A 20,581-nucleotide genomic window follows, 5' to 3' on the forward strand; every position below is an offset into this window, starting at 1 on the left:
TTCCTTGCCCCGGGTTTGAGAACGGCCAGAGGTTGCCTTGAGGTAGCCGCCCGATCTCCAGGGGCATGAACGCGACCCTGGAGCTCATCCCCGCCACCGCCCCGGCCCTGCACGACATGTCCCGCCTGTGGGGCCGTGCCGCCGACGGCGTCGAGCTGTCCGTGGTCGTGCCCTTCTACAACCCGGGCCCGGCGCTGCGCCGTACGGTCGAGGCCCTGGTCGCCTGCCTGCGCGACGCCGAGGTCGGCTACGAGGTCATCGCGGTCTCCGACGGCTCGACCGACGGCTCGGCGCAGACCCTCGGCGGCCTGCCCGGCGTCCGGGTCATCGACAACCCGGTCAACCAGGGCAAGGGCGCCGCGCTGCACCAGGGCTTCGCCACCGCCCGCGGCGCGTGGATCGGCTTCATCGACGCCGACGGCGACATCGACCCGCGGCACCTGGTCGAGTACCTGACCGTCGCGCGCCGCGGCGGCCACGCCCTCGTGTACGCCGACAAGCGCCACGCCGCCTCCGCGAGCGCGGCCACCGGCTTCCGCAAGCTCGTGTCGGTTTCCTACTCCACGCTCGTCTCGCGGCTGTTCCAGCTCGACGTGCGCGACACCCAGACCGGCTGCAAGATCGTGCGCCGCGACGTGCTGGCCGCCGTGCTGCCCCGGCTGCGCGAGCGCCGCTTCGCCTTCGACCTGGAGCTGTTCGTCGCGGCCGACGCCGCGGGCATCGACGACCTCAAGGCCGTCCCGGTGCGCCTCGAGGCCCGCGTCGCCGGTTCCACGGTCACCAGCTCCACGATCATCCGGACGATCCGTGACACGTTCGTGATCTACCGCCGCCGCCGGGACGACCACTACCGTCCCGCCGCCCCGGTCGTCACCCTGGCGCCGCGTACGCCGGCCGCCGCCCTTGCCTACGCCGCCTGAGTCGTACAGGCATTACGCTCGCACCTGTGGATGAAGGGGCGGGATCTGCGGAGCTGTTGCGCCGCATGGCGGCGGTCACCGACGTCGCCCTGTCCCGGCTCGGCGTACCCGAGATGCTCGACGAGCTGCTGATCCGGGCACGCACCCTGCTCGGCACCGACACCGCCGTGATCCTGCTGCTCGACCCGCACGCCCGGCAGCTCGTCGCGACCGCGGCCAAGGGCCTGGAGGCGGAGGTACGCCAAGGCGTGCGCATCCCGGTCGGTGAGGGCTTCGCCGGCCGGGTGGCGGCGAGCCGCCGTCCGGTCGTCGTGGCCGACGTGACCCCGGCGAACGTGATCAACCCGATCCTGCTGGAGACCGGCGTACGGTCGCTGCTCGGCGTGCCGATCTTCGCCGCGGGCGAGGTGGTCGGCGTGCTGCACGTCGGCTCCTTCACGCCGCGCCGGTTCACCGCCGACGACATCAGCCTGCTGCAGCTGATCGCCGACCGGGCGGGCGTGGCCGGGCACATCCGCTCCGCGAAGGCCGAGCAGCAGGCCGCCCTGTCCCTGCAGCGCAGCCTGCTCCCGCCGCAGCTGCCGGACCTCCCGGGCCTGAGCATGTCCGCCCGCTACCTGCCCGGCCACGAGTTCGGCGTCGGCGGCGACTGGTACGACGTGTTCTGTCTGCCCTCGGGCTGGACGGGCCTGGTCATCGGCGACGTCTCCGGGCACGGGCTCGCCTCGGCGGTGGTCATGGGGCGTGTCCGCAGCGCGCTGCGCGCGTACGCCCTGGTCAGCGAGGATCCGGCGCAGGTGCTGACGATGCTCGACCGCAAGGTGCGCCACTTCGAGGCCGGGAGCCTGACCACCGCCCTCTACGCGATGATCTCCCCCGACCGCGGCACCGTCCGGCTGTCCAGCGCCGGTCACCTGCCCCCGGTGCTCGCCGTACCGGACCGGAACACGGTGCTGATGGACGTACCCGTCAACGCGCCGCTGGGTGTCGGGCACCCGCCGCGCCGGTGCACGACCGACGTCGCCCTGCCGCCGGGGTCACTGCTGCTGGGCTACACCGACGGGCTCGTCGAACGCCGTGACCAGGTGATCGACGTGGGGCTCAAGGCGCTGGTGAACGTCGTGCACGCCGACGACCCGCACAGCGTGTGCAGCGTGGTGATGTCGGAAATCGCCCAGGAGCCCGCCACGGACGACATCGCCGTCGTCGCCGTACGCCGGTCGGCCGCTGCCGGGGAGTCGACGTCGCCGTAGGGACGCCGTCGCCGGGCACCCCCCGTTGCCCTTGCTTTCGCTGCCGGGCGTTTCGCCGCCGTGCCGTCGCGGGGTGTCTTCGTCGGCGGGCCGGGCGTGACCCATCGTGCCGGTCGGGAGACCTCGATCGCCGGGTCGGCGCCGGGCTCTTCCCGGCGGGTTTCTAGGCTGCCCGGGTGGACGTGGTGGCGGCGGCGTGGGTGTGTGTGCGGGACCGGCGGGTGCTGGTGGTGCGGGCGTACGGTTCGGATGCCTTCTACCTGCCCGGCGGCAAGCCGGAGCCGGGAGAGACCGACGCCGCGGCGGCCGTGCGCGAGGTGCGCGAGGAGGTCGGCCTGATCGTCGACCCGGCCGGGACGGCGCCGTTCACCGAGATCGTCGCCGCGGCGCACAACCGGCCACCGGGCACGGCGGTGCGGCTCACCTGCTTCATCGGCGGCGACCCGGGCGGGGAGCCGAAGGCCGCCGCGGAGATCGCCGAGCTGGCCTGGTTCGGCGCGGCGGACACGGACCGGTGCGCGCCGGCCATCCGGCTGCTGCTGGACGAGCTGGTGGCCGCCGACCTGATCGACTAGACCGTGACGGCGCCACGGGACGCTCTGCGCCGGGTCTTGTCCCCGTACAGTCGCTTGTCGGCGACCGCGACCAGCGCGGCCAGGTCCGTGCCGTCGTCCGGGGCGGTGCCCGCGCCGCACGAGACGCCGACCCGCGCGGCCAGCGCGCTGCGCAGGCGATCGCCGGCCGCGGCCGCGGCGTCAGCCGGATGCCCCGGCAGGACGATGATGAACTCGTCACCGCCGGTACGCGCGACCAGCGCGTCCATCGGCAGCGTGAGCAGGGCGGTCTGCACCGCCCAGCGCAGCAGCTGATCGCCGGCCGCGTGGCCCTGGGTGTCGTTGATCAGCTTGAAGTCGTCGAAGTCGAGGCACAGCACCGACACCGGGCGGTCCGCGGTCGCGCTCGCCAGCAGCGGAAGCGCCTTCTGCTCCATGCCGCGCCGGTTGAGCGCCCCGGTCAGCGGATCCAGCTGGGCGAGTTGGTGCAGCTGCCGCCGCTGGGCGGCGACCATGGCCGCCTGCAGCGAGCAGACCGCCACGATGACCAGCATGCCGCCCAGGTTGACGAAGATGTAACCGGGCCGCGGCGGCGTACCGGCCCACGCGGCCGCGGCGTAGACGGCGATCAGCATCGCCTCCATCCCCACCATCACCCGGGGCGGGCAGGTCACCGCGAAAAGCAGGCTCGGAGCGAAGAAACCGAGCGCCGCCGGAGAACCGGCCCCACCGTCGAGCACGGCGGCGACGCCGACGATGACCGTGGACACCACACCCACCGCCAGCATGATCAGCCGATTGCCGCGGGCCGCGGTGAGCGCCCGCGCGGCAGCGATGACCACGACGCCGATCAGCGCGCCGGCCGCGTACAACGTCGCCATGGCACCGCGATGCGGCCCGCCCCACGTCATCGCGACATACGCCAGCGCGATGGCGTTCGCGGCGACACCCATCGCGCCACTGAGCATGATCCGCCAGGCGCGGCCACTGCTCCAGCGCTTCACCACCAGATCCACGCCCGCATGATCGGCAGCGCGGCGCGCTGGGACAGCATTTTCGCCGCCGAGCTGCCGCCGGTCCGCCCCGCGAAGGGAAGACAGCATTTTCACCGCTGAGATCCCCGCTACACCTTCGAGCCGAGGCGGCGGCATCGGCACTTTCGCATCTTGAATCAACGGCTGACCGTTCACCTTGATTCTACCGGCGAATTGACTGTGACGATCGCCGCTTTTTCCGGGTGATCGTTCAGTTTCTCGACCGGGGCGGGTCGCGGGACAATTTTCGGGTGCGGCAGCTTCAGTTCTTCTCGACGGCGGAAATGGCCACGATGCGTGACCGGACCGCAGCGCGGAACTATTCTCCAGCGCGGGAGGAGTTCCGCCGGGAGCACGCACGCCGCCGACGGTGGGGATTGGCGCGAAGGCACGCGGAGAAGTTGCGTCGCCTCCACGGCGATCGCGACGCGGACCGGCTGGCGGGCGCGCGCGGGAAGGCCGACCGGGCGACGGACACGCTCAGCGATGCGGGCCGGCCAGCGGACGCGCGCAAGGAGGCCGACCGGCCAGCGGACACGCGCAGCGACACCGGCCAGCCAGCGGACACGCGCAAGGGGGCCGGCCGGCCAGCCGCCGCACGCGATCACGCCGATCAGCCAGCAGGTGTGCGCAGCCAGGCCGACCGGGCAGCGGGCGAGCGCGATCACCGGACAGGACACGAGTTCAACCACAGGTCGGCGACCTGGGACGCCCCCGCGGTCAGGCCGCCAGCGAGCCCGAACGCCACCGCGGTCAAGCCGCCGGCAAACCCGAACGTCACCGCGGCCGAGTCGGTGTCGCCCGGGGCGGCGGCGGGAGCCGACGTCCGCCACGGTTCCTCACAGGATTGCGTAAAGCGACTCACGGATGCGGGCCCCTGTCCACGCGCAAGGAGTTCCAGCAGGACGACACCGCGTCAAAGAGTCAGGACGAAATTGTCGGAACGCGTTCGTCTTGGAAGAGAACACGCTGTGGTTGGCCAGACAGCCGAGGACCCGCGTATCAGAATTGCCGACGTGGGGAGTCGGTGCGACGTCGCATGCGAACGGGTCGGCTACAACATGGAGAACGGCCACGCATTGTCGAGACCGATGCATCATTTTCGTCGAGGCCCGCCACAATGCAAACGCATTGACTTCCGGTCGACCCACACGACCACGGGCGTCAACGGCCCTCGGCGCTGTGGTCCCGCGCCGGCTCGGCCGCGGACTCGCGCATCGCCTCCGCGGCGGGATCGGGCGCCAGCTCGTCGGCGGTGCCGCGCGTCGCCTCCCCGACGGCGTCACGCACCGGCCCGGCGCCGCGGGCCTCCGTCGCCCCCCGACCGGGATCACGCACCGGGCCGCCGGCGGCGTCACGCGTCGAGCCAGCGGCGTCACGCGTCGGGCCGGCGGCGTAGTCGCGCATTGCCTCTGCGGTCTCCCGGAGGAAGGTGGCCGTGGCGGCGGCCTGGTCGGGCGTGAGGCGGGATGCTGCTTGCTCGACGCGGTGGAACAAGGGGGCGAGGGCGTCGAGCACCTCGTCGTACGCCTGGTCCGTGGCGATCACCGTTTGGCGGCGGCGGTCTGTGGGGTGGGGGACGCGGCGGGCGTGGCCGGTGGATTCGAGGCGGTCGACGAGGGTGGTTGCCGAGGCGGAGCGGATGCCCAGGCGGCGGCTGAGTTCGCCCGGGCCGAGGCCGTTCTCACTGCTGAGCAGGTGGTCGAGCGCCGTGGCGTCGGTGATGCCGAGGCCGAGGCGGCGGGCCAGGCTCTGGCTTGCCTCGCTGTGGGCGCGCAGCATCTCGCGGATGGCGTGCGACACCTCGCTGTACGACTGTCCTCGCCCGCGTCCGGCCATTCCCGCGATCCCCAAGAGTGTAGGTAGCCAGTTTTTCTAACTACTTGTATACCTGACTTCATGACCTCCGAGAGAACGGGCGCACGCCGGTGGCTGGGCCTGGTGATGATCAGCCTCGGCGTTGCGATGATCATCGTGGATGCGACCATCGTGAACGTCGCGGTGCCCTCGATCATCAAGGACATCGGCGCCACCTCCAGTGACGCTCAGTGGATCCAGGAGTCGTACACGCTGGTCTTCGCGGCGCTGCTGCTGGTCGCCGGCCGGACGGCGGACCGCACGGGGCGCCGCCGGCTGTTCCTCGCCGGGATCGTGGTGTTCACCCTTGCCAGCGTCTGGTGCGCGCTGGCCCCGACGCCGCCGCTGCTCATCGCCGGGCGCCTGGTGCAGGGCGTGGGCGGCGCGATGATTCTGCCGACCTCGCTGTCGCTGCTCAACGCCTCCTTCACCGGCCGGGACCGGGGCATCGCCTTCGCCGTGTGGGGCTCCACGATCGGCGGCGCCGCCGCGCTCGGTCCCCTGCTGGGCGGCTGGCTCACCACCGACCTGTCGTGGCGGTGGGCGTTCGGCATCAACGTGCCGCTCGGCGCGCTGGTGTTCGCCGGCACCGCGCTGCTGGTCGCCGAGTCGCGCGAGCCGCAGGGCCGTCGCGGCAACGACTGGGCCGGCGCGGTGATCTCGGCCGTCACGCTCACCGGCGTCGTCTTCGGCCTCATCGAGGGCCGCAACTACGGCTGGTTCGAGCGTACGGGGCCGGTCGACATCGCCGGTGTGTCGTGGACGATGCGGCTCTCACCCGTACCCGTGGCTTTCGCTGTCGCCGTCATCGGCGCCGTCGCCTTCGTGATCGTGGAGCGCCGCCGCAACGCGGCGGGCAAGCCTGTCCTGCTCGACCTGACGCTGTTCGCCATCCCGTCGTTCCGCAACGGCAACCTGGTCGCCGGCGTCGTCAGCCTGGGCGAATTCGGTCTGCTGTTCTCGCTGCCGCTCTGGCTGCAGAACGTGCGCGGCTACTCCGCGTTCGAAACCGGCCTGGCGCTGGTGCCGCTGGCAGCGGGCAGCTTCCTCGCCAGCGGCCTCGCCGCGCCGCTCACGGCGGCGCGCGGCGCGGCCTTCGCGGTCCGCCTCGGCATCCTGCTGGAACTCCTCGGCGTCGCCGGCATCGGCATCGTCGCGGCGCCGGACACGCCCTGGTGGGCGTTCACCCCGATGCTCTTCGTGTACGGCGTGGGCGTCGGGCTCGCCACCGCGCAGATCACCGGCGTCGTGCTGGCCGACGTGCCGGTGGCGATGAGCGGTCAGGCGTCCGGTACCCAGAGCACCACCCGGCAGCTGGGCTCCGCCCTGGGCATCGCGGTGCTCGGCTCGGTGCTGTTCGGCACGCTCGCCGGCCACCTCGGCGCCGCCCTCACCGACCGCGACGTCCCGGAGCCGCAGAAGTCGGCCGTCGTCACCGCGGTGAAGAAGAGCGCGGGCGCGGCGATCCCCGGCCTCGCGGCGAACCCCGCCACGGCACCGCTGGCGGACGACGCCCGGCAGGCGTTCTCGACGGCGACGAGATGGACCGCACTCACCGCCGCCGGCTTCCTGCTGCTCGGGCTGGTCGCCTCGACCCGGCTGACGCCGGCCCGCCGCCAGGAGAGCAGCGCCGGCTTGTGACCTTCGAGGCTCGGGACGCTGGCATTGCCATCATAATTCAGTGGGCAGGAGGTGATCCGATGGCAGCGCTCAGCATCAGAGATCTCGACGACTCGGTGAGAGAGAAGCTACGGCTCCGCGCAGCCCGCAACGGCCGATCCATGGAGGCCGAGATCCGCCTCATCCTGACAGCGGCCGCCACGGAGGAGGAACGCCCGCGCAACGACCTCTTCACCGCCCTCACCGAGCGGTTCACGCAGCTCGGCGGCGGGGAGCTGGACTTGCCGGCCCGGACGGCACCTCCCCGCGCGGCGGACTTCAGCGAGTGGTGATCGTTCTCGACACCCACGTCGTTTCCCAGCTCATACGTGCCGTGCCGGATCCGGTCGTGCTCGCGTGGCTGCGGCAGACGTCGAGCACCGGGCTGTACACCACAGCCGTTACGGTTGCCGAGATCCGCTACGGCATCGCCCGGCTGCCGGAAGGGCGTCGCCGGCACACGCTGCACCAGGCCGCCGACGAGATCTTCGCAGCGTTCCCGCGCCAGGTTCTGCCATTCGACCTCGCCGCAGCCACCGCCTACGCCGATGTGGTCGCCGGCCGAGAGAGGGACGGCAACCCGATCAGCGGGGTTCGACGCCCAGATCGCCGCCATCTGCCGCTCCCAGGCTGCCACGCTCGCCACACGGAACACCAAGGATTTCATCAACACGGGAATCAGCCTCATCGATCCGTGGCAGGAGGCACCGGCTCAGGCACCATGAAGTTCCGACGCTTGTGGGGCACGGCGGACCTGGTGGCGAAGACTCCCCCTCAGCCGTGCCGGACGCTTCCTGGCTCAAAGATCGGACGCTTCCTGGCTCAGAGATCGGCGACGCCGGCCCGCGCGGCGGCGAGGATCCGGGTGCGTACGCCGACGGTGCGGGGCCGCGCCCGGTCCTGACCGCGGGCGGCGCCGGTCGATCGTCCTCCACCTCCGCACCGTCGTCGTGGTGGCCGTCGTCCTCGTCATCACCCTCGACCGGGCGTACCCATCGCCGGTCTACGGTCTCGGGCGACTCTGCTTCGTGGTCCGGCGTCGCCGACGGGGATGGTGACGGCGACGGCGTCTTCGATTCCGGGGCGGTGGGAGCGACGCTCACCGAGGGACGGGAGGGGACGGCGGACACCCGCGACGAACTGCCGGTCGCCGGCGTGACGATCAGGAGGGGCCGATCACCGGGGTCGGCGGGGCCGCCGACGCCGCGACCGCCCACCCGCGCGACGCGGGCCGTCAACCGTGCCGGACGCCTCCGACGCGAAGCGCGCGGCTCAGGTCGTTGACTCGGGCGTCGCGGCCGAAGCGGGTGTCGAGGGGGGCCAGGCCGTACTGCCGCTCGATCGTGCGCAGGATGGACGTCGTGTCGTACGGCGTGTGGTCGACGCCGGAGGCGCGCAGTGACCGGGAGATGAGCAGGGCGGGGATGCGGGTGCCGGGGCCGTACTCGTCCGAGGGTCCCGGGGTGGCGTGCCGGCCCTGGCCGGGCGGGACGACGTGGTCCCATTGGCCGCCGAACTCGTCGTAGGTGACCACGATCAGCGTACGGGCGGCCTGCGGGCTGTTCATGACCGCGGTGATCAGGTCGACCAGGTGCCGCTCGCCGTTGTCGGTGCTGGCGTAGCCGGGGTGCTCGTTCTCGGCGCCGTACGGCTTGACGAAGCTGACCGCCGGCAGCGTGCCCTGCCGGGCGGCGGCGAAGAACGCCGTCTCGTCCTGCAGGTGGTCGCGGGGGTGCTCGCCGGTGCGCGGGTCCACGTAGCCGGGCGCGTACCGGGCGAAGTAGTTGAAGGGCTGGTGGTGGTACTGGAACAGCGGGCCGGGATGCCCGGCCGCCGCGTCGTTCCAGCCGCCCGCGTACCAGGCCCAGCTGACGTTGCGCTCGGACAGCTCGTCGCCGATCGTCCGGCGGTAGTCCGGCGCGGCCGGGTCGACGTTGTTCACCAACGGCAGCGTGCTCGCGCCGCCGGCGCTGGGCGGGCTGGCCGGCTGGACGGTGTTGACCGCGTAGTCGCCGCAGGCGAAGCCTGCCCGGCCCGGGCAGGCCTGGGTGAGCGGACCGTCGTTCAGCGCCGGGTCGCTGGAATGCAACGGGTACGGCCGGACGCCGGTGCCCGCGGCCGGCGGGTTGGGGTTGGGGAAGCCCTCGGCGTCGACCACCGAGTGCGCGGCGGCCGGCGCGTTCGGCCACGGCGGTGCCTGCGCGGCCACGAGGTACTGATGGTTGAGGAACGATCCGCCGAACGCGGCCTGGAAGAACCGGTCCGCGACCACGTAGTTCGGCGCGCCGGCGGCGTGCAGGTACTGGTAGATGGGCAGCTGACGGGTGTCGTAGTAACCCTGGGTGAGACCGGCGGCGTCGCTGCCCGTGCTGTAGCGGTCCATCCGGCCGCCGTGCAGCTGGTACTGCTCCTGGTAGAACCGGTGCACCAGGTCGCGCGTGCAGCCGCCGGGAGTGCCACCCGGACAGGTCCGGCTCTCCGGGGTGAGGTAGTCGTTGATCGAGAACGGCTTGTTCACGAAATGACTCGGGTACGAGAACCCGTTGCTCGCCGTGTCCGTGCCACAGGCGGCGTCGAGCGGCGGCGTCGCCAGGGCCGGATCGTTCTGGTAGAGGCACCGGTAGGGCGTGCCGTCCTGGCGCACCTGGACGCTGCGGCGGGCGTACCCGGGTGCGCCGCGGCCGTCGACCCATTGCGCGCCGACGCGTCCCCAGCCGGCGTACAGATTGTCGAAGCTGTGGTTCTCCTGGTAGATGACAACGAGGTTGGTGAACGGGCCGAGCGGGCCACCGCGGCGATGGTGGGCCTGGGCGGGCGCGACGGCCGCCGCGAGAACGAGAACCATCACACCGAGCACCGCGCTGACACGTCTCATGTCGACTCCCGCCCTCATCCGGCTCACCGCAACGTATCGCGGCTGCCACCGCCGGTCATAGGGGTGCGGCACGGATTCTTCCGGCTCAGCCCGGGAGCGTGGCGGTCAGGCAGGTGCCGTCCGTGGACAGGTCGAGCCGGACGCTCGCGGCCGTACGGTTGATCACCGCGAGGCCGTGTCCCCCGCGCCAGATTCCGTGGTCCCTGACCTCGACCCGGACGTGGCGCGAGTCCACACGCAGCACTCGCAGGTCCACCGTGCCGCCTCCGGGACGGTCCTCGTACGCGTGCTCCAGCCCGTTCTTCAGCGCCTCGGCACAGACGGTCACGAGCGCGTCGGCGTGCCGCTGCGGCATGCCCTCGCGCGCAGCCCAGGTGCGCAGGTCCGCGCGTACCTCCTGCAGCTCTTCGGCGGTCTTGAGACTGCGGCGCAGCACCGACGAGTCCCGGGTGAGCACCGTGGCGCCCTCCAGCCGCAGGCACGCGACCACCACGTCGTCGGCCACCGTCTCGCCGTCGGTCATGCCCTTGAGCAGCGCGTCGCACCAGGCCTGCGGCTCGTCGCCGGTGAGCTGGGCGGCGAGGCGGGTCAGCTCCTCCAGGCCGCGGTCGATGGTGCGGGTACGGCGCTCGACCAGCCCGTCGGAGTACCAGACGAGCATCGCGCCGGGCGGGCAGCCGACCCGTGCCTGCGAGCGCGGGCGGCCACGGACGCGCAGCGGCTGGGACCGGCCGTCCATGAGGAACCGGGCCCGGCCGTCCATCACGAGCAGTGGCGGCGGGTGACCGGCGCAGGCGTACGTGAGCGTGCCGTCGGCGGCGCTGTACTCGGCGTACCCGACGGTCGCGCAGTCCGCGCCCGGGATCGCCGGCGAGGCCTCGTCCAGCGCCTCGAGCACCTCGGCCGGCTCCGATCCCGACAGGGCGGCCGAGCGCAGGACGTGCTGCAGCCGGCCCATCGCCGTCGCCGCCTGCAGATCGTGGCCGACGACGTCGCCGACCGCGAAACCGACCCGGTGGCCCGGCAGCTCGAAGGCGTCGTACCAGTCACCGCCCACGTCGTGACCGCGCTCCGCCGGCCGGTAGCACACGCCCACCCGGGCGCCGGGCAGGTCGGTGGCTATCCGCGGCAGCAGCGCGCGCTGCAACTCGTGGGCGGCCTCGTGCTCGGCCTCGTACAGCTGCGCGCGTTCGAGCGACTGCACGGCCAGTGCGGCGAGCGTCTGCGCCATCGCGGCCACCTCGTCGCCCAGGGTGCGGGGGTCGCGGAAACCGAACGTGAGAGCGCCGATCGTGCGGTCGCCGCGCCGTACCGGCAGCGCCAGCAGCGCGCCGAGCCCGGTCGCGGGCCCGGGATGCGGATACCACGCCGCGACCTCGGCGGCCGTGCCCAGCGAGATCACCCGGCCGGTACGGGCCACCTCCATCGCCGACTCCGGGTTCGGGTCGGCCAGCGGCACCGTACGGGCCCGGCCCGGCTGCCCGGTGTGCCACAACCGGACGGACCCGCCGCGGCGATCGATCAGCGCGACGGTGCCCACGTCGGCGAGCGGCGCCACCCCGCGCTCCGCCAGCACTTCCGCGATCTGCTCCGTGGTGGCCGCGGTGGCCAGCGCGGCCGTGACGTCCTGCAGCGCCTCCAGGCGCCGGCGAGCGGCCGTCTCCCGCGCCGAGGTGGCCCGCGCGTCGTCGCGTTCCACCACCGCGATGGCCAGCATCCACGCGCCGAGCACGGCGAGCGCCAGGTACACCTGCAACGTCGCGGCCTCCAGCCGCGGCTGCTGGGACAGCGCGGCCCACGGACCCCGGCCGGCGGCCGTCATCAGGTTCGCGACGAAAGCCATGACGAAGCCGGCAGCCGCGATCGTCGCCACCCGGGACCGGAACCCCAGCGCGATGAGCAACGGCACCGGCAGGTACGACAGCGGCACCTCGTACGGCAGGAACCCCACCACCGTGACCGCGGCCATGGCCACGAGCACGAGCGCCGCCCGCGCCACGGACCGGCCGCTCACCCGGCGGCCGGCGGTGACAGCCAGCCCCAGGGTGAGCACGGCGAGCGCATCACCCGCCCAGTACGGCCCGAACGAGCCCCAGAACCCGCGGCCCAGCCCGATCGTGATCGTCGACGCGCCGAGCAGCGCCCCGGCCAGCGGTCCCGCACCCACGCAGCAGGCCAGGAACAGCAGCGCGTCCGAGCGCCGGGTCACCGAGATCGAACCCGGCAGCCACCGGCGCAGCAGGGCGGCGCCGACCAGGGGCTCCATCACGTTGGCCGCGACGAAGCCGAGCGCCACCGGCACCCGCTGCCCCTGCCACACGTCGACGGCCAGCTCGACCACCGCCGCGGCCCCGAGCACCCACGGCCAGCGCCGCCGCGAGGTCAGCAGGAGAGCCCCGAGCGTCACGCCGGCCGGCGGGTAGAACACGGCGACGGCCGAGGCGTGGAACAGGATCCACGCGCATCCGGCGCCCAGCGCGTACCCCAGGCCGACGAGCACGGCGACGGCCGGCGAGCGCCACCACCCGCCGGCCAACCGTCCGCGTACGGCCACGTCCCAGTCTTCTCCTGCCCGCCCCCGCCCGGGGAAGGGCCCGGACGGTCAATTGTGGGCGGTGCGGCCGTTCGGGTGACACCCGGTCGGCGCGAGCAGGGCTTGTCCCTCACGTGACGTGCCCGTCCCGTGGGACTGCGCCGACGGCTTCTTCGAGGCCTATTGGCGGCGGCCGGAGGCGTACCTGGACGTGCACGTCCGGCGCGCCGTCTCAGTGTGGACGCGGGTGGGCGCGGAGGCCGAGCGGAGGGCGGTGAGCGCCTTGCGCGCGGACCTCTCGTCGGGCCGCTGGGCCGAGCGCAACCGCGATGTCGTGGCTCTCGACGAGGCGGAGCTGGGGCTGTGTCTGCTCGTCGCCTGAGCCCGCCTGTTCCTCGCGCCGAGGACGATCCGCAACCGGCCGGACGCCCCGGGAACACGTTGATCGGACGGCGGCGCGAGCCGGCGGCCGTGCCCTGACCGGCGATCTGCACCTTCTTCCCCACCGGGCCCGCACCGAGAGGCAGGAGTGGGGCTCCGGCGCGACGTGCGGATCTACACTCGCCGACCATGCGGGTGCTGGTGGTGGAGGACGACCCGGAGCTCGGCCCGGCCATCGCCGGCGGGCTGCGGGCCGGCGGGTTCGCCGTCGACTGCGCACGGCTGCGGGAGGAGGCCGACCTCAAGGTCTCGGTCAACAGCTACGACTGCGTGGTGGCCGACCGCGGCCTGCCCGACGGCGACGTGCTGGCGGTGGTCCGCACGTGGCGCGGCGCCGGGCGGACGGTGCCGGTGCTGGTGCTGACCGCGCTGGGCGCCGTCGAGGACCGGGTGTCGGGCTTCGAGCACGGTGCGGACGACTATCTGGTCAAGCCGTTCGCCATGGCGGAGCTGGTCGCGCGGGTACGTGCGCTGTGCCGGCGTGAGCGGCACCCGCGGCCGCCGACGCTCACCGTGGCGGACCTGACCCTCGACGTGCCCAGCCACCGGGTACGCCGGGGTGGCGTCCTGCTGGCGTTCACCGCCAAGGAGTTCGCCGTCCTCGAGGCGTTGATGGTCCGCGCCGGCGAGGCCGTCACCCGCACCGAGCTGCTCGAAAGCTGCTGGGACGAGATGAGCGACCCGGCGTCGAACGTGGTCGACGTGGTGATCCGGCATCTGCGCCGCAAGCTCGGGCCGCCGGACCCGATCGAGTCGCTGCGGGGCGTCGGGTACCGCCTCCGCGCCGCATGACCGCCGGGCGCCCGGCCGTCGCGCGGCTGCGCCGGATGCGGTGGGCGCTGACGCTGCTGTACGCGACCGTGAGCGCGGTCTCGCTGGTCACGCTGGTCGTCATCGCCGCCTCCATCGACGCGCGGTCGGGGTCGCGGGACCTCGACTCGGAGCTTCGGGGCCGCGCCGAGGCGCTGTCCCGGGCCGTCTGGATGGACGAGGGCGCCCTGCACCTCGAACCGCTCGCCGAGGACGAGCTGGCGACGATGTCGGACGTGACCGCCGTCCTGCAGAAGAGGGGTACGGGCGCCGCACAGGCCCGCTGGGTGCGGTCCGATGCGGACGGCGCGCTGCCGAGGGCCGGCCGGCTGGACGACCTGTGGGCGACGACCGTCCGCGAGCAGGAGCCGGTGCTCGCGACGATCCCGGGACCGGACGGCCGCGAGCTGCGCTGGGCCACCGCACCGGTGTGGGACACCGACGAGATCGGCGCGGTCGTGCTCGTCGCGGTGGACCCGGCGCCGGTGGAGCGCCGGCACACCGAGCTGGTCCTGTGGCTGGCCGCCGGCTGCGCGGTGCTGGTGCTGGCCTCGGCCGGCGCGGGTCATCTGCTGTCCGGCAAGAGCATGCGGCCCGCGATGCGTACGCTCGGCCGGCAGGAGCAGTTCCTGGCGGAGGCGGCCCACGAGCTGCGGACACCGCTGGCCACCCTGCGCCTCGCCTTGGAGAGCGGCTCGGGGCGCGACGCCGTACGCCTGGTCGACCACCTGGACCGGCTGGTCGCCGGGCTGCTCACCCGCGCCCGCATCGACACCGGGACCCGCCCGCTGGAACTGACACCGCTGCGGCTCGACCTGCTGGTCGAGCAGGTCGTGGCGGAGCTCCCGTACCCGGATGAGCGGGTGTCGCTGCGCACCGAGCCGACCGTCGTCCTCGGCGACCCGGACCTGCTCGCCCAGGCGGTCCGCAACCTGGTCGGGAACGCCCTGCGCCACGGCGCCCCGGCTCCCGTGGAGGTGTCCGTGGCGGCGGGCACGGTCGCGGTCCGCGACCACGGGCCGGGGATCCCCGAGCGGGACCGGGAGCGGGTCTTCGGCGACCGGGTCAGCGGCGGGCGCGGTGGCATCGGCGTCGGCCTCGCCATCGTCCGGTGGGTCGCCGAGCTGCACGGCGGACGGGCCGAGGTGGCCGACGCGGAGGGGCCCGGCGCCCGCGTCGTGCTGGCCCTTCCCGCTTCATCGTCCGCTCATGGTCCGGTTGCCACCCTGTCGCCATGAAGATCAAGCCCGAACCGGCCCGGCCCCGCTCGCGCCGGGCCGTCCGCGGCGTCGCCGTGGGTGTTCTCCTGGTCGCGGCCGCCGCCGCGACGATCAGCCAGACCGATGCGTTCGCCTCCAGGACGGAGCCGGCCCGCGGCGTCGCCCGGCTCGCGCCCGCCCAGGGTGCGCTGCTGGGCCACTACTACGGCAACGGCACCATCGCGCAGACCGACAAGCGGATCGGCCGGAAACCGGCCGTCCATCTCACCTACTACGACTTCGCGCAGGACGACTGGATCAAGTCGCCGGTCAGCGCCGCCGACTTCGCCGACGGCCGGATCCCGCTGGTCAACGTGGAACCGAACGACGTCGACTTCGCCGACATCATCGCCGGCGCGTACGACCCGATGCTGCGCAGACGCGCCGACGACGCCAAGGCGCTCGGCAAGCAGTTCTTCATCGACTTCGCGGCGGAGATGAACGGCGACGAGGGATGGGGCGGCCACGACCCGGCGAAGTACATCGCCGCCTGGCGCCACATCCACGACATCTTCGTGGCGCGCGGAGCCACCAACGTCGTCTGGGCCTGGTGCCCGAACAACGAGGACGCCGAGGACTCGCCGCCGGCGATGGACTACTACCCCGGCGACCAGTACGTCGACTGGACCGGCATCGACGGCTACAACTGGGGCACCTCGGACCCGGACTTCGAGTGGCAGAGCTTCCGCTCGGTCTTCGCCACCCTGTACGCCCGGCTGGCCGCGAAGGGCAAGCCCATCATCATCGCCGAGACGGCCTCGGACGAGGCGGGCGGCAGCAAGGCGTCCTGGATCGCCGGCATCGTCCCGACGCTGCGGACCACGTACCCGCTGATCAAGGCGGTGGTCTGGTTCGACGTCGACAAGGAACGCCACTGGCAGATCACCTCGTCGTCGTCGGCGCTGTCGGCGTACCGGAAGATGGCGAAGAACCCGTACTTCAATCCCTGAGGCGGCCGTCAGGCGGGAAGCGCGACCACCGCGTCGATGCCGGTGGGCTCGGCCGGGTCCAGCCGGGCCCGGCCGCCGCTGGCCTCGGCGAGCTTGTGCACGAGCGCCAGACCGAGGCCGGTCCCGCCCTTGCGCGCGCCGGGGGCACGCCAGAAGGGCTGGAGGGCGCGGACGCGATGCTCCTCGGTCAGGCCCGGGCCGGCGTCGATGACGTGCAGTTCCGCGGTCGCGTCGCCGGCCCGCCAGGCGACGGTGACGGTGCTGCCGGCCGGTGCGACGTCGAGGGCGTTCGAGATCAGGTTGTCGAGGATCTGCTCCAGCGCGCCCGGGATCGCGTGCGCCGTCGCGTGCTCGGGCCCGCGGACGGCGAGCGTGACGCCGCGGCTCTCGGCGACGGGTCGCCAGACCGCGATGCGGGCCGTGACCGTGGAGGCGATCGCCACCGGCTCGGTGGGCTCGGCGCAGTGCTCGCTGCGGGTCATCGCGAGCAGGGTGTCCACCAGCGTGGTGAGCCGGTCGGTTTCCCGTACGGCCGCCTGCAGGTTCGCCTCTCCCGCGGCGGCGATGTCGGGTTCGAGGTTCTCCAGCCGCAGCCGCAGCGCGGTCAGCGGGGTCTTGAGCTGGTGGGAGGCGTGCCCGGTGAAGGACCGCTGCGCGGCGATCAGGTCCTGCAGCCGCGCGGCCGTGGTGTTGAAGGTCGTCGCCAGCCGGCGCAGCTCGGGCGGTCCGCTGCCGGTCGGGGCCGGGGTGGTGGAGCCCTCGGCGAGGCGGCGGGTGGCCCGTTCGAGGTCGCGCACCGGGCGGCCGATCCACCGGGCGAGCGCGAGGGCGATGAGCCCGCCGCAGGTCAGGACCAGTATGCCGACGCCGATCAGCACCATCCGGAACTGGTGGATCCGGGCGGTCAGCGCGGCGCTGGGGACGCTGACCTGCAGGGCGCCCTGCGAGGGCCGGCCCGGATGGATGGGTACGGCCACGGACAGCCTGCCACCGCTGATGTCGGTCACCACCGGGGTGTGGCCGGTCAGCACCGGGTCGAGGCGCGCGGTGGCCGAGGCGCCGGTCCGGGTGCTGATCACCGTACGGCCGCCGGCGTCGACCACGTCGATCTGCGCGTCCCAGCGCCGGGCGGAGTCGTGGACCAGCGACTCGATCTGGGTCTGGTGGTGCAGCCGGGTGGCGGTGTCGATGAACGCCGCGAGGGTCTCCGCGTCGTGTTCCAGCTGGGCGAGCGCGTGCTGCTGCTCGCCGCGCTGGTAGACGTACCCGAAGGGCAGTGCCAGCCCGGCCAGGACGACCAGGGTCAGCGTCAGGTACGTCAGCAGCAGGCGGCGCGTCACAGGCATGGGTACGTGCGGTCCGGCCAGGCGCGTTCAACCATGAGGCGGCTCCGGTGCGTACAGGGGGGTGTCGGGTCGTCGGTTGCGCTCGGGAGGCGTGGTGCGGGTTCTGCTGGTGGAGGACGACGAGTCGATCGCCGAGCCGCTCGCCGACGGGTTGAGCCGCTACGGCATCACCACCCATCGGGTGGGCACCGGCGCGCAGGCGCTCAGCGCCCCGCCGGCCGACTTCGTGCTGCTCGACCTCGGGCTGCCCGACATCGACGGGATCGACGTGTGCCGCCGGCTGCGCGAGACCAGCGACGTACCGATCATCATGCTGACCGCCCGCGGTGACGAGACCGACCGGGTCCTCGGCCTCGAGATCGGCGCGGACGACTACATGCCCAAGCCGTTCAGCACCCGCGAGCTCGTGGCCCGGATGCGGGCGATCGGCCGGCGGGCCCGGACCCCCGATCCGGTGTCGTCCGGGCTCGGTCCGCTGACGATCGACGAGCGCACCCGGCAGGCGCGCCTGCACGGCGAGGTGCTGCCGTTGACGCCGAAGGAGTACCAGCTGCTGGCCCTGCTGGCCGCCGACCCGGGTGCTGTCGTGGACCGCCGCCGCATCCTCGAGACGGTATGGCAGCCGAACTTCTTCGGGCGCGGCAAGACGCTGGACTTCCACGTCGCGACGCTGCGCCGCAAGCTCGGCGATCCGCGCTGGATCGAGAATCGCCGCGGGGTCGGGTTCCGGCTCGTCGTGCCCGCTGCCGGCGCCTGATCACACCTGTCGGGCCGACAGCAGGCCGTCGCGGTGGCCCGCCACCAGCCACGGCCGGTCGCCGGCGCGGGCCACGGCGATCACCTCGGGGTTCGCGTACGCCTCCGGGACGGGGCCGTGGTAGCCGGCGGTGGCGTACCCGTGCCGCTCCAGCCGGGTCCCGCCGGCGCAGGTGAACACCCACCCGTCGACGACGACGGCGCTCTCCACCGACTCGGCGGCCGGCGCCGACCAGCGGGCCACGACGCCCTCGCCGACGACGATCTCCTTGAGGCCGCCCTCCCCCGCCACGTACACCCGGTCGTCGTGCACCCACAGCCGTTCCGGGAACTCGCCCTGCGGCAGGCACCAGCGCGGCTGCCCGGCCGGCGTCACGACGAGCAGCTCGCCGCGGTGCCCGGCGAGGACCCGGTCGCCGTTGGACAGGTACGCGGCCGCGCGCACCGGCCCGCCGAACAGGCCGAGGAACTGCCCGGTGCGCGCGTCCAGCTCCAGCGCTCCCGCGTTGGTGGCGACCAGCACGCGCGTCCCGGCGGCGTCGGCGGTCGCCGTGTGCGGGGCGGCCGGCACCCGGATCTCCCAGCCCACCCGGCCCGCGGCGTCCAGGCGGAACACCCGGCCGTCCGCCGTGCCGCCCACCACGCCACCGGGTACGGGCACGACCTGCCGGGTCGCGCCGAACCCGGTCGTGTGGTGGTCCTCGACGGTCAGCGTCCAGCCGATGTCCGAGCGCAGCCGCACCACGCCCACGCCGGCGTCGGTCGCGGCGTACACCAGCCCGGGATCGTCGTCGGCCGCCCGGATGTCCCACACCGTGCGAAAGCCCAGCCGGGTGGTCACCGGCGGCCCGGCCACGGCGGCCGTGCCCGGCGGCGCCGACGGCAGACCCTCGTCCACGATCGAGGTCACCTCGCCGGTCTCCGGGTCGACGGTCGCGGCGCACAGCCAGCTGCCCCGGACGAACTGCACCACGAGAACCCGGCGGCCGAACTCGTACGCGGCCCGCACCGCGGCCACCCGGCCGCCGCCTGCCTCCCGCAACGCCGCATCCACCGCCCGTGCGGCCTCCAGTGACGCCGCTGTGTCCCGCGCTGTCGTCTCGCTCATGGCTGCCCCTTCGCGCCGAGTGCGTACGCAGCAGTAGACGCACCCGCCGGCCCGCCGGATCGCCACCCGGACCGACTCTGCCCAGCTCCTGGCAGATTCCTATACCTCGAGCCGACGCTTGCATCCGGTACCCGGGTACAGGGTTACCGTCGAGCCATGACCACCACCGACCAGGCCTGGGCCCCGGCCGCCTGCACCCTGCCCACCGCCGAGCGCCCGCTGCGCGTCGCGGAGTTCGACGCGCTGTTCGCCTCCGCGGCCCGGCACATCGACGCCGTCACGCCGACCCACGCGGTGATCCGGCTGGCCGGCCCGCCCGGGCTCGAGGCCACCGTGCGGGACCTGACCGCCCGGGAGACGGCGTGCTGCTCGTTCTTCACCTTCACGGTCACCGCCACGCCGTCCGCCGCCGGTGAGGAGGTGACCCTGCACGTGGACGTACCCGCGGAACACACCGACGTGCTGCAAGCGCTCACCCGGCGCGCCGCCGCCGTGTCGCCGCGGCCCGCGCCGTGACCGGCGGCCTGCGCTCGGGCGAGGTCGCCGAGCGGGCCGGGCTCAACATCCAGACGCTGCGGTACTACGAGCGCCGCGGCCTGCTCGCCGCGCCGGGCCGGTCCCCCGGCGGGCACCGGCTGTACCCGCCGGACACGGTCGCCCTGCTCGGCGTGATCAAGGCGGCGCAGCGGCTCGGGTTCACCCTCGACGAGGTGGCCGACCTGCTGCACACCGGCCGCCGCCGGCATCCCGGCAGGGACCTGCGGCGACGCGCCCAGGACAAGATCGCTGAGATCGACGCGCGGATCGCCGACCTCACCGCGATCCGCGGCGCGCTCGCCGAGGTCGTCGACGCCCGCTGCGACAGCCTCACCGACTGCACCTGTACGGACTGTCCCATCCCGTTCCTGACCATCAGCACCCGTCGCCCCGCCGGAGAGCCCGCATGAGCCGACCCACCCCGGACAGCCCGCCGACCCGCAGCAAGGTGACGGGAGGGCTGGCAGTGCTGGCCTGTGCCGCCTGCTGCGCCCTTCCGCTGCTCATCGCCGCAGGCGTCGTCACCGGCGCGGGCGCGGCGCTCCTGCGGCAGACCCTGCTCGCCGTCGCCGCCGGCCTGGCCGTCGCGGCGCTGACCATGTGGTGGCTGCACGGCCGCCGCCGGGACACGTGCCGCGCTCCGGCCGGCGGATGCGGCGGTACGGGATGCGCCTGCCTGCGCTAACCTC

The 20,581-nt window shown here is 73.4% G+C and carries 20 protein-coding genes and 1 pseudogene; 14 read left to right on the forward strand and 7 right to left on the reverse strand.

Features of this window, described 5'->3' with window-relative positions; all coding sequences use genetic code 11:
• The first annotated feature begins 65 nt into the window (after positions 1 to 65).
• The 3 genes from AB0K03_RS08145 (at position 66) to AB0K03_RS08155 (ending at position 2,748) form a co-directional block, all read left to right on the forward strand.
• Positions 66 to 920, forward strand: a complete 855-nt coding sequence (locus AB0K03_RS08145; protein ID WP_364682011.1) for a glycosyltransferase family 2 protein — start codon at positions 66 to 68, stop codon at positions 918 to 920.
• 26 nt (positions 921 to 946) lie between these two features.
• Positions 947 to 2,173: a GAF domain-containing SpoIIE family protein phosphatase gene (locus tag AB0K03_RS08150; protein ID WP_364682012.1), complete on the forward strand. Its 1,227-nt coding sequence runs from the start codon at positions 947 to 949 to the stop codon at positions 2,171 to 2,173.
• A gap of 176 nt (positions 2,174 to 2,349) precedes the next feature.
• The gene (locus AB0K03_RS08155) at positions 2,350 to 2,748 is read left to right on the forward strand and encodes an NUDIX domain-containing protein (protein WP_364682014.1); all 399 of its coding nucleotides are present in this window, start codon (positions 2,350 to 2,352) and stop codon (positions 2,746 to 2,748) included.
• Here AB0K03_RS08155 and AB0K03_RS08160 read toward each other — a convergent pair.
• The 3 genes from AB0K03_RS08160 to AB0K03_RS08170 all read right to left on the reverse strand — a co-directional run bounded on the left by AB0K03_RS08160 (position 2,745) and on the right by AB0K03_RS08170 (position 5,600).
• Positions 2,745 to 3,743 carry a GGDEF domain-containing protein gene (locus tag AB0K03_RS08160; protein ID WP_364682016.1) on the reverse strand — a complete coding sequence of 333 codons (999 nt, stop codon included), beginning with the start codon at positions 3,741 to 3,743 and terminating at the stop codon, positions 2,745 to 2,747. The genes AB0K03_RS08155 and AB0K03_RS08160 overlap by 4 nt on opposite strands.
• 170 nt (positions 3,744 to 3,913) lie before the next feature.
• Positions 3,914 to 4,453, reverse strand: coding sequence for a hypothetical protein (locus AB0K03_RS08165; protein WP_364682017.1), 540 nt, complete (start codon positions 4,451 to 4,453; stop codon positions 3,914 to 3,916).
• A gap of 472 nt (positions 4,454 to 4,925) precedes the next feature.
• The gene (locus tag AB0K03_RS08170) at positions 4,926 to 5,600 is read right to left on the reverse strand and encodes a MarR family transcriptional regulator (RefSeq protein WP_364682019.1); all 675 of its coding nucleotides are present in this window, start codon (positions 5,598 to 5,600) and stop codon (positions 4,926 to 4,928) included.
• 60 nt (positions 5,601 to 5,660) lie between these two features.
• On the opposite strand from AB0K03_RS08170, the gene AB0K03_RS08175 reads away from it, so the two are divergent.
• The 3 genes from AB0K03_RS08175 to AB0K03_RS08185 are packed head-to-tail and all read left to right on the forward strand — an operon-like array spanning position 5,661 to position 8,181.
• Positions 5,661 to 7,259, forward strand: a complete 1,599-nt coding sequence (locus tag AB0K03_RS08175; protein WP_364682021.1) for a DHA2 family efflux MFS transporter permease subunit — start codon at positions 5,661 to 5,663, stop codon at positions 7,257 to 7,259.
• A gap of 59 nt (positions 7,260 to 7,318) precedes the next feature.
• Positions 7,319 to 7,570: a FitA-like ribbon-helix-helix domain-containing protein gene (locus AB0K03_RS08180; RefSeq protein ID WP_364682023.1), complete on the forward strand. Its 252-nt coding sequence runs from the start codon at positions 7,319 to 7,321 to the stop codon at positions 7,568 to 7,570.
• Entirely contained in the window at positions 7,564 to 8,181 is a 618-nt protein-coding gene (locus AB0K03_RS08185; RefSeq protein ID WP_364682025.1) for a PIN domain-containing protein, read from the forward strand. Before AB0K03_RS08180 ends, AB0K03_RS08185 begins: the two co-directional genes overlap by 7 nt.
• Positions 8,182 to 8,511: 330 nt before the next feature.
• Here the strand turns inward: AB0K03_RS08185 and acpA are convergent, their stop codons facing one another.
• Entirely contained in the window at positions 8,512 to 10,152 is a 1,641-nt protein-coding gene (gene acpA / locus AB0K03_RS08190) for an acid phosphatase (RefSeq protein ID WP_364682027.1), read from the reverse strand.
• Positions 10,153 to 10,237: 85 nt separating this feature from the next.
• A complete protein-coding gene (locus AB0K03_RS08195; RefSeq protein WP_364682029.1) occupies positions 10,238 to 12,706 on the reverse strand; it encodes a SpoIIE family protein phosphatase in 2,469 nt (822 codons plus the stop codon).
• 124 nt (positions 12,707 to 12,830) lie between these two features.
• Between AB0K03_RS08195 and AB0K03_RS08200 the strand changes: the two are divergent.
• The 4 genes and pseudogenes from AB0K03_RS08200 to AB0K03_RS08215 form a co-directional block, all read left to right on the forward strand.
• Positions 12,831 to 13,067 (forward strand): annotated as a pseudogene (locus tag AB0K03_RS08200) (MerR family transcriptional regulator); the annotation flags it as partial.
• Positions 13,068 to 13,255: 188 nt separating this feature from the next.
• A complete protein-coding gene (locus AB0K03_RS08205; protein ID WP_364682031.1) occupies positions 13,256 to 13,918 on the forward strand; it encodes a response regulator transcription factor in 663 nt (220 codons plus the stop codon).
• Entirely contained in the window at positions 13,915 to 15,174 is a 1,260-nt protein-coding gene (locus AB0K03_RS08210; protein WP_364682032.1) for a HAMP domain-containing sensor histidine kinase, read from the forward strand. The genes AB0K03_RS08205 and AB0K03_RS08210 overlap by 4 nt, the downstream gene beginning before the upstream one ends.
• Positions 15,171 to 16,145, forward strand: a complete 975-nt coding sequence (locus AB0K03_RS08215; protein WP_364682034.1) for a glycosyl hydrolase — start codon at positions 15,171 to 15,173, stop codon at positions 16,143 to 16,145. Before AB0K03_RS08210 ends, AB0K03_RS08215 begins: the two co-directional genes overlap by 4 nt.
• 8 nt (positions 16,146 to 16,153) lie before the next feature.
• On the opposite strand, the gene AB0K03_RS08220 is transcribed toward AB0K03_RS08215, so the two are convergent.
• Positions 16,154 to 17,491, reverse strand: a complete 1,338-nt coding sequence (locus AB0K03_RS08220; RefSeq protein ID WP_364682036.1) for a HAMP domain-containing sensor histidine kinase — start codon at positions 17,489 to 17,491, stop codon at positions 16,154 to 16,156.
• Between the two features lie 94 nt (positions 17,492 to 17,585).
• Here AB0K03_RS08220 and AB0K03_RS08225 point away from each other — a divergent pair, with 94 nt between their 5' ends.
• Positions 17,586 to 18,248 (forward strand): response regulator transcription factor, encoded by a 663-nt coding sequence (locus AB0K03_RS08225; protein WP_364682038.1) that lies wholly within the window; start codon positions 17,586 to 17,588, stop codon positions 18,246 to 18,248.
• On the opposite strand, the gene AB0K03_RS08230 is transcribed toward AB0K03_RS08225, so the two are convergent.
• A complete protein-coding gene (locus AB0K03_RS08230; protein ID WP_364682040.1) occupies positions 18,249 to 19,355 on the reverse strand; it encodes a hypothetical protein in 1,107 nt (368 codons plus the stop codon).
• Positions 19,356 to 19,511: 156 nt separating this feature from the next.
• Between AB0K03_RS08230 and AB0K03_RS08235 the strand changes: the two genes are divergently transcribed.
• The 3 genes from AB0K03_RS08235 to AB0K03_RS08245 are packed head-to-tail and all read left to right on the forward strand — an operon-like array spanning position 19,512 to position 20,577.
• Positions 19,512 to 19,871 (forward strand): hypothetical protein, encoded by a 360-nt coding sequence (locus tag AB0K03_RS08235; RefSeq protein WP_364682041.1) that lies wholly within the window; start codon positions 19,512 to 19,514, stop codon positions 19,869 to 19,871.
• Entirely contained in the window at positions 19,868 to 20,302 is a 435-nt protein-coding gene (locus AB0K03_RS08240; RefSeq protein ID WP_364682043.1) for a MerR family transcriptional regulator, read from the forward strand. Before AB0K03_RS08235 ends, AB0K03_RS08240 begins: the two co-directional genes overlap by 4 nt.
• Positions 20,299 to 20,577: a hypothetical protein gene (locus AB0K03_RS08245; protein ID WP_364682045.1), complete on the forward strand. Its 279-nt coding sequence runs from the start codon at positions 20,299 to 20,301 to the stop codon at positions 20,575 to 20,577. Before AB0K03_RS08240 ends, AB0K03_RS08245 begins: the two co-directional genes overlap by 4 nt.
• The last annotated feature ends 4 nt before the right edge of the window (positions 20,578 to 20,581 follow it).

This window comes from Actinoplanes sp. NPDC049316 (assembly GCF_040677315.1).
Lineage (GTDB): Bacteria > Actinomycetota > Actinomycetes > Mycobacteriales > Micromonosporaceae > Actinoplanes.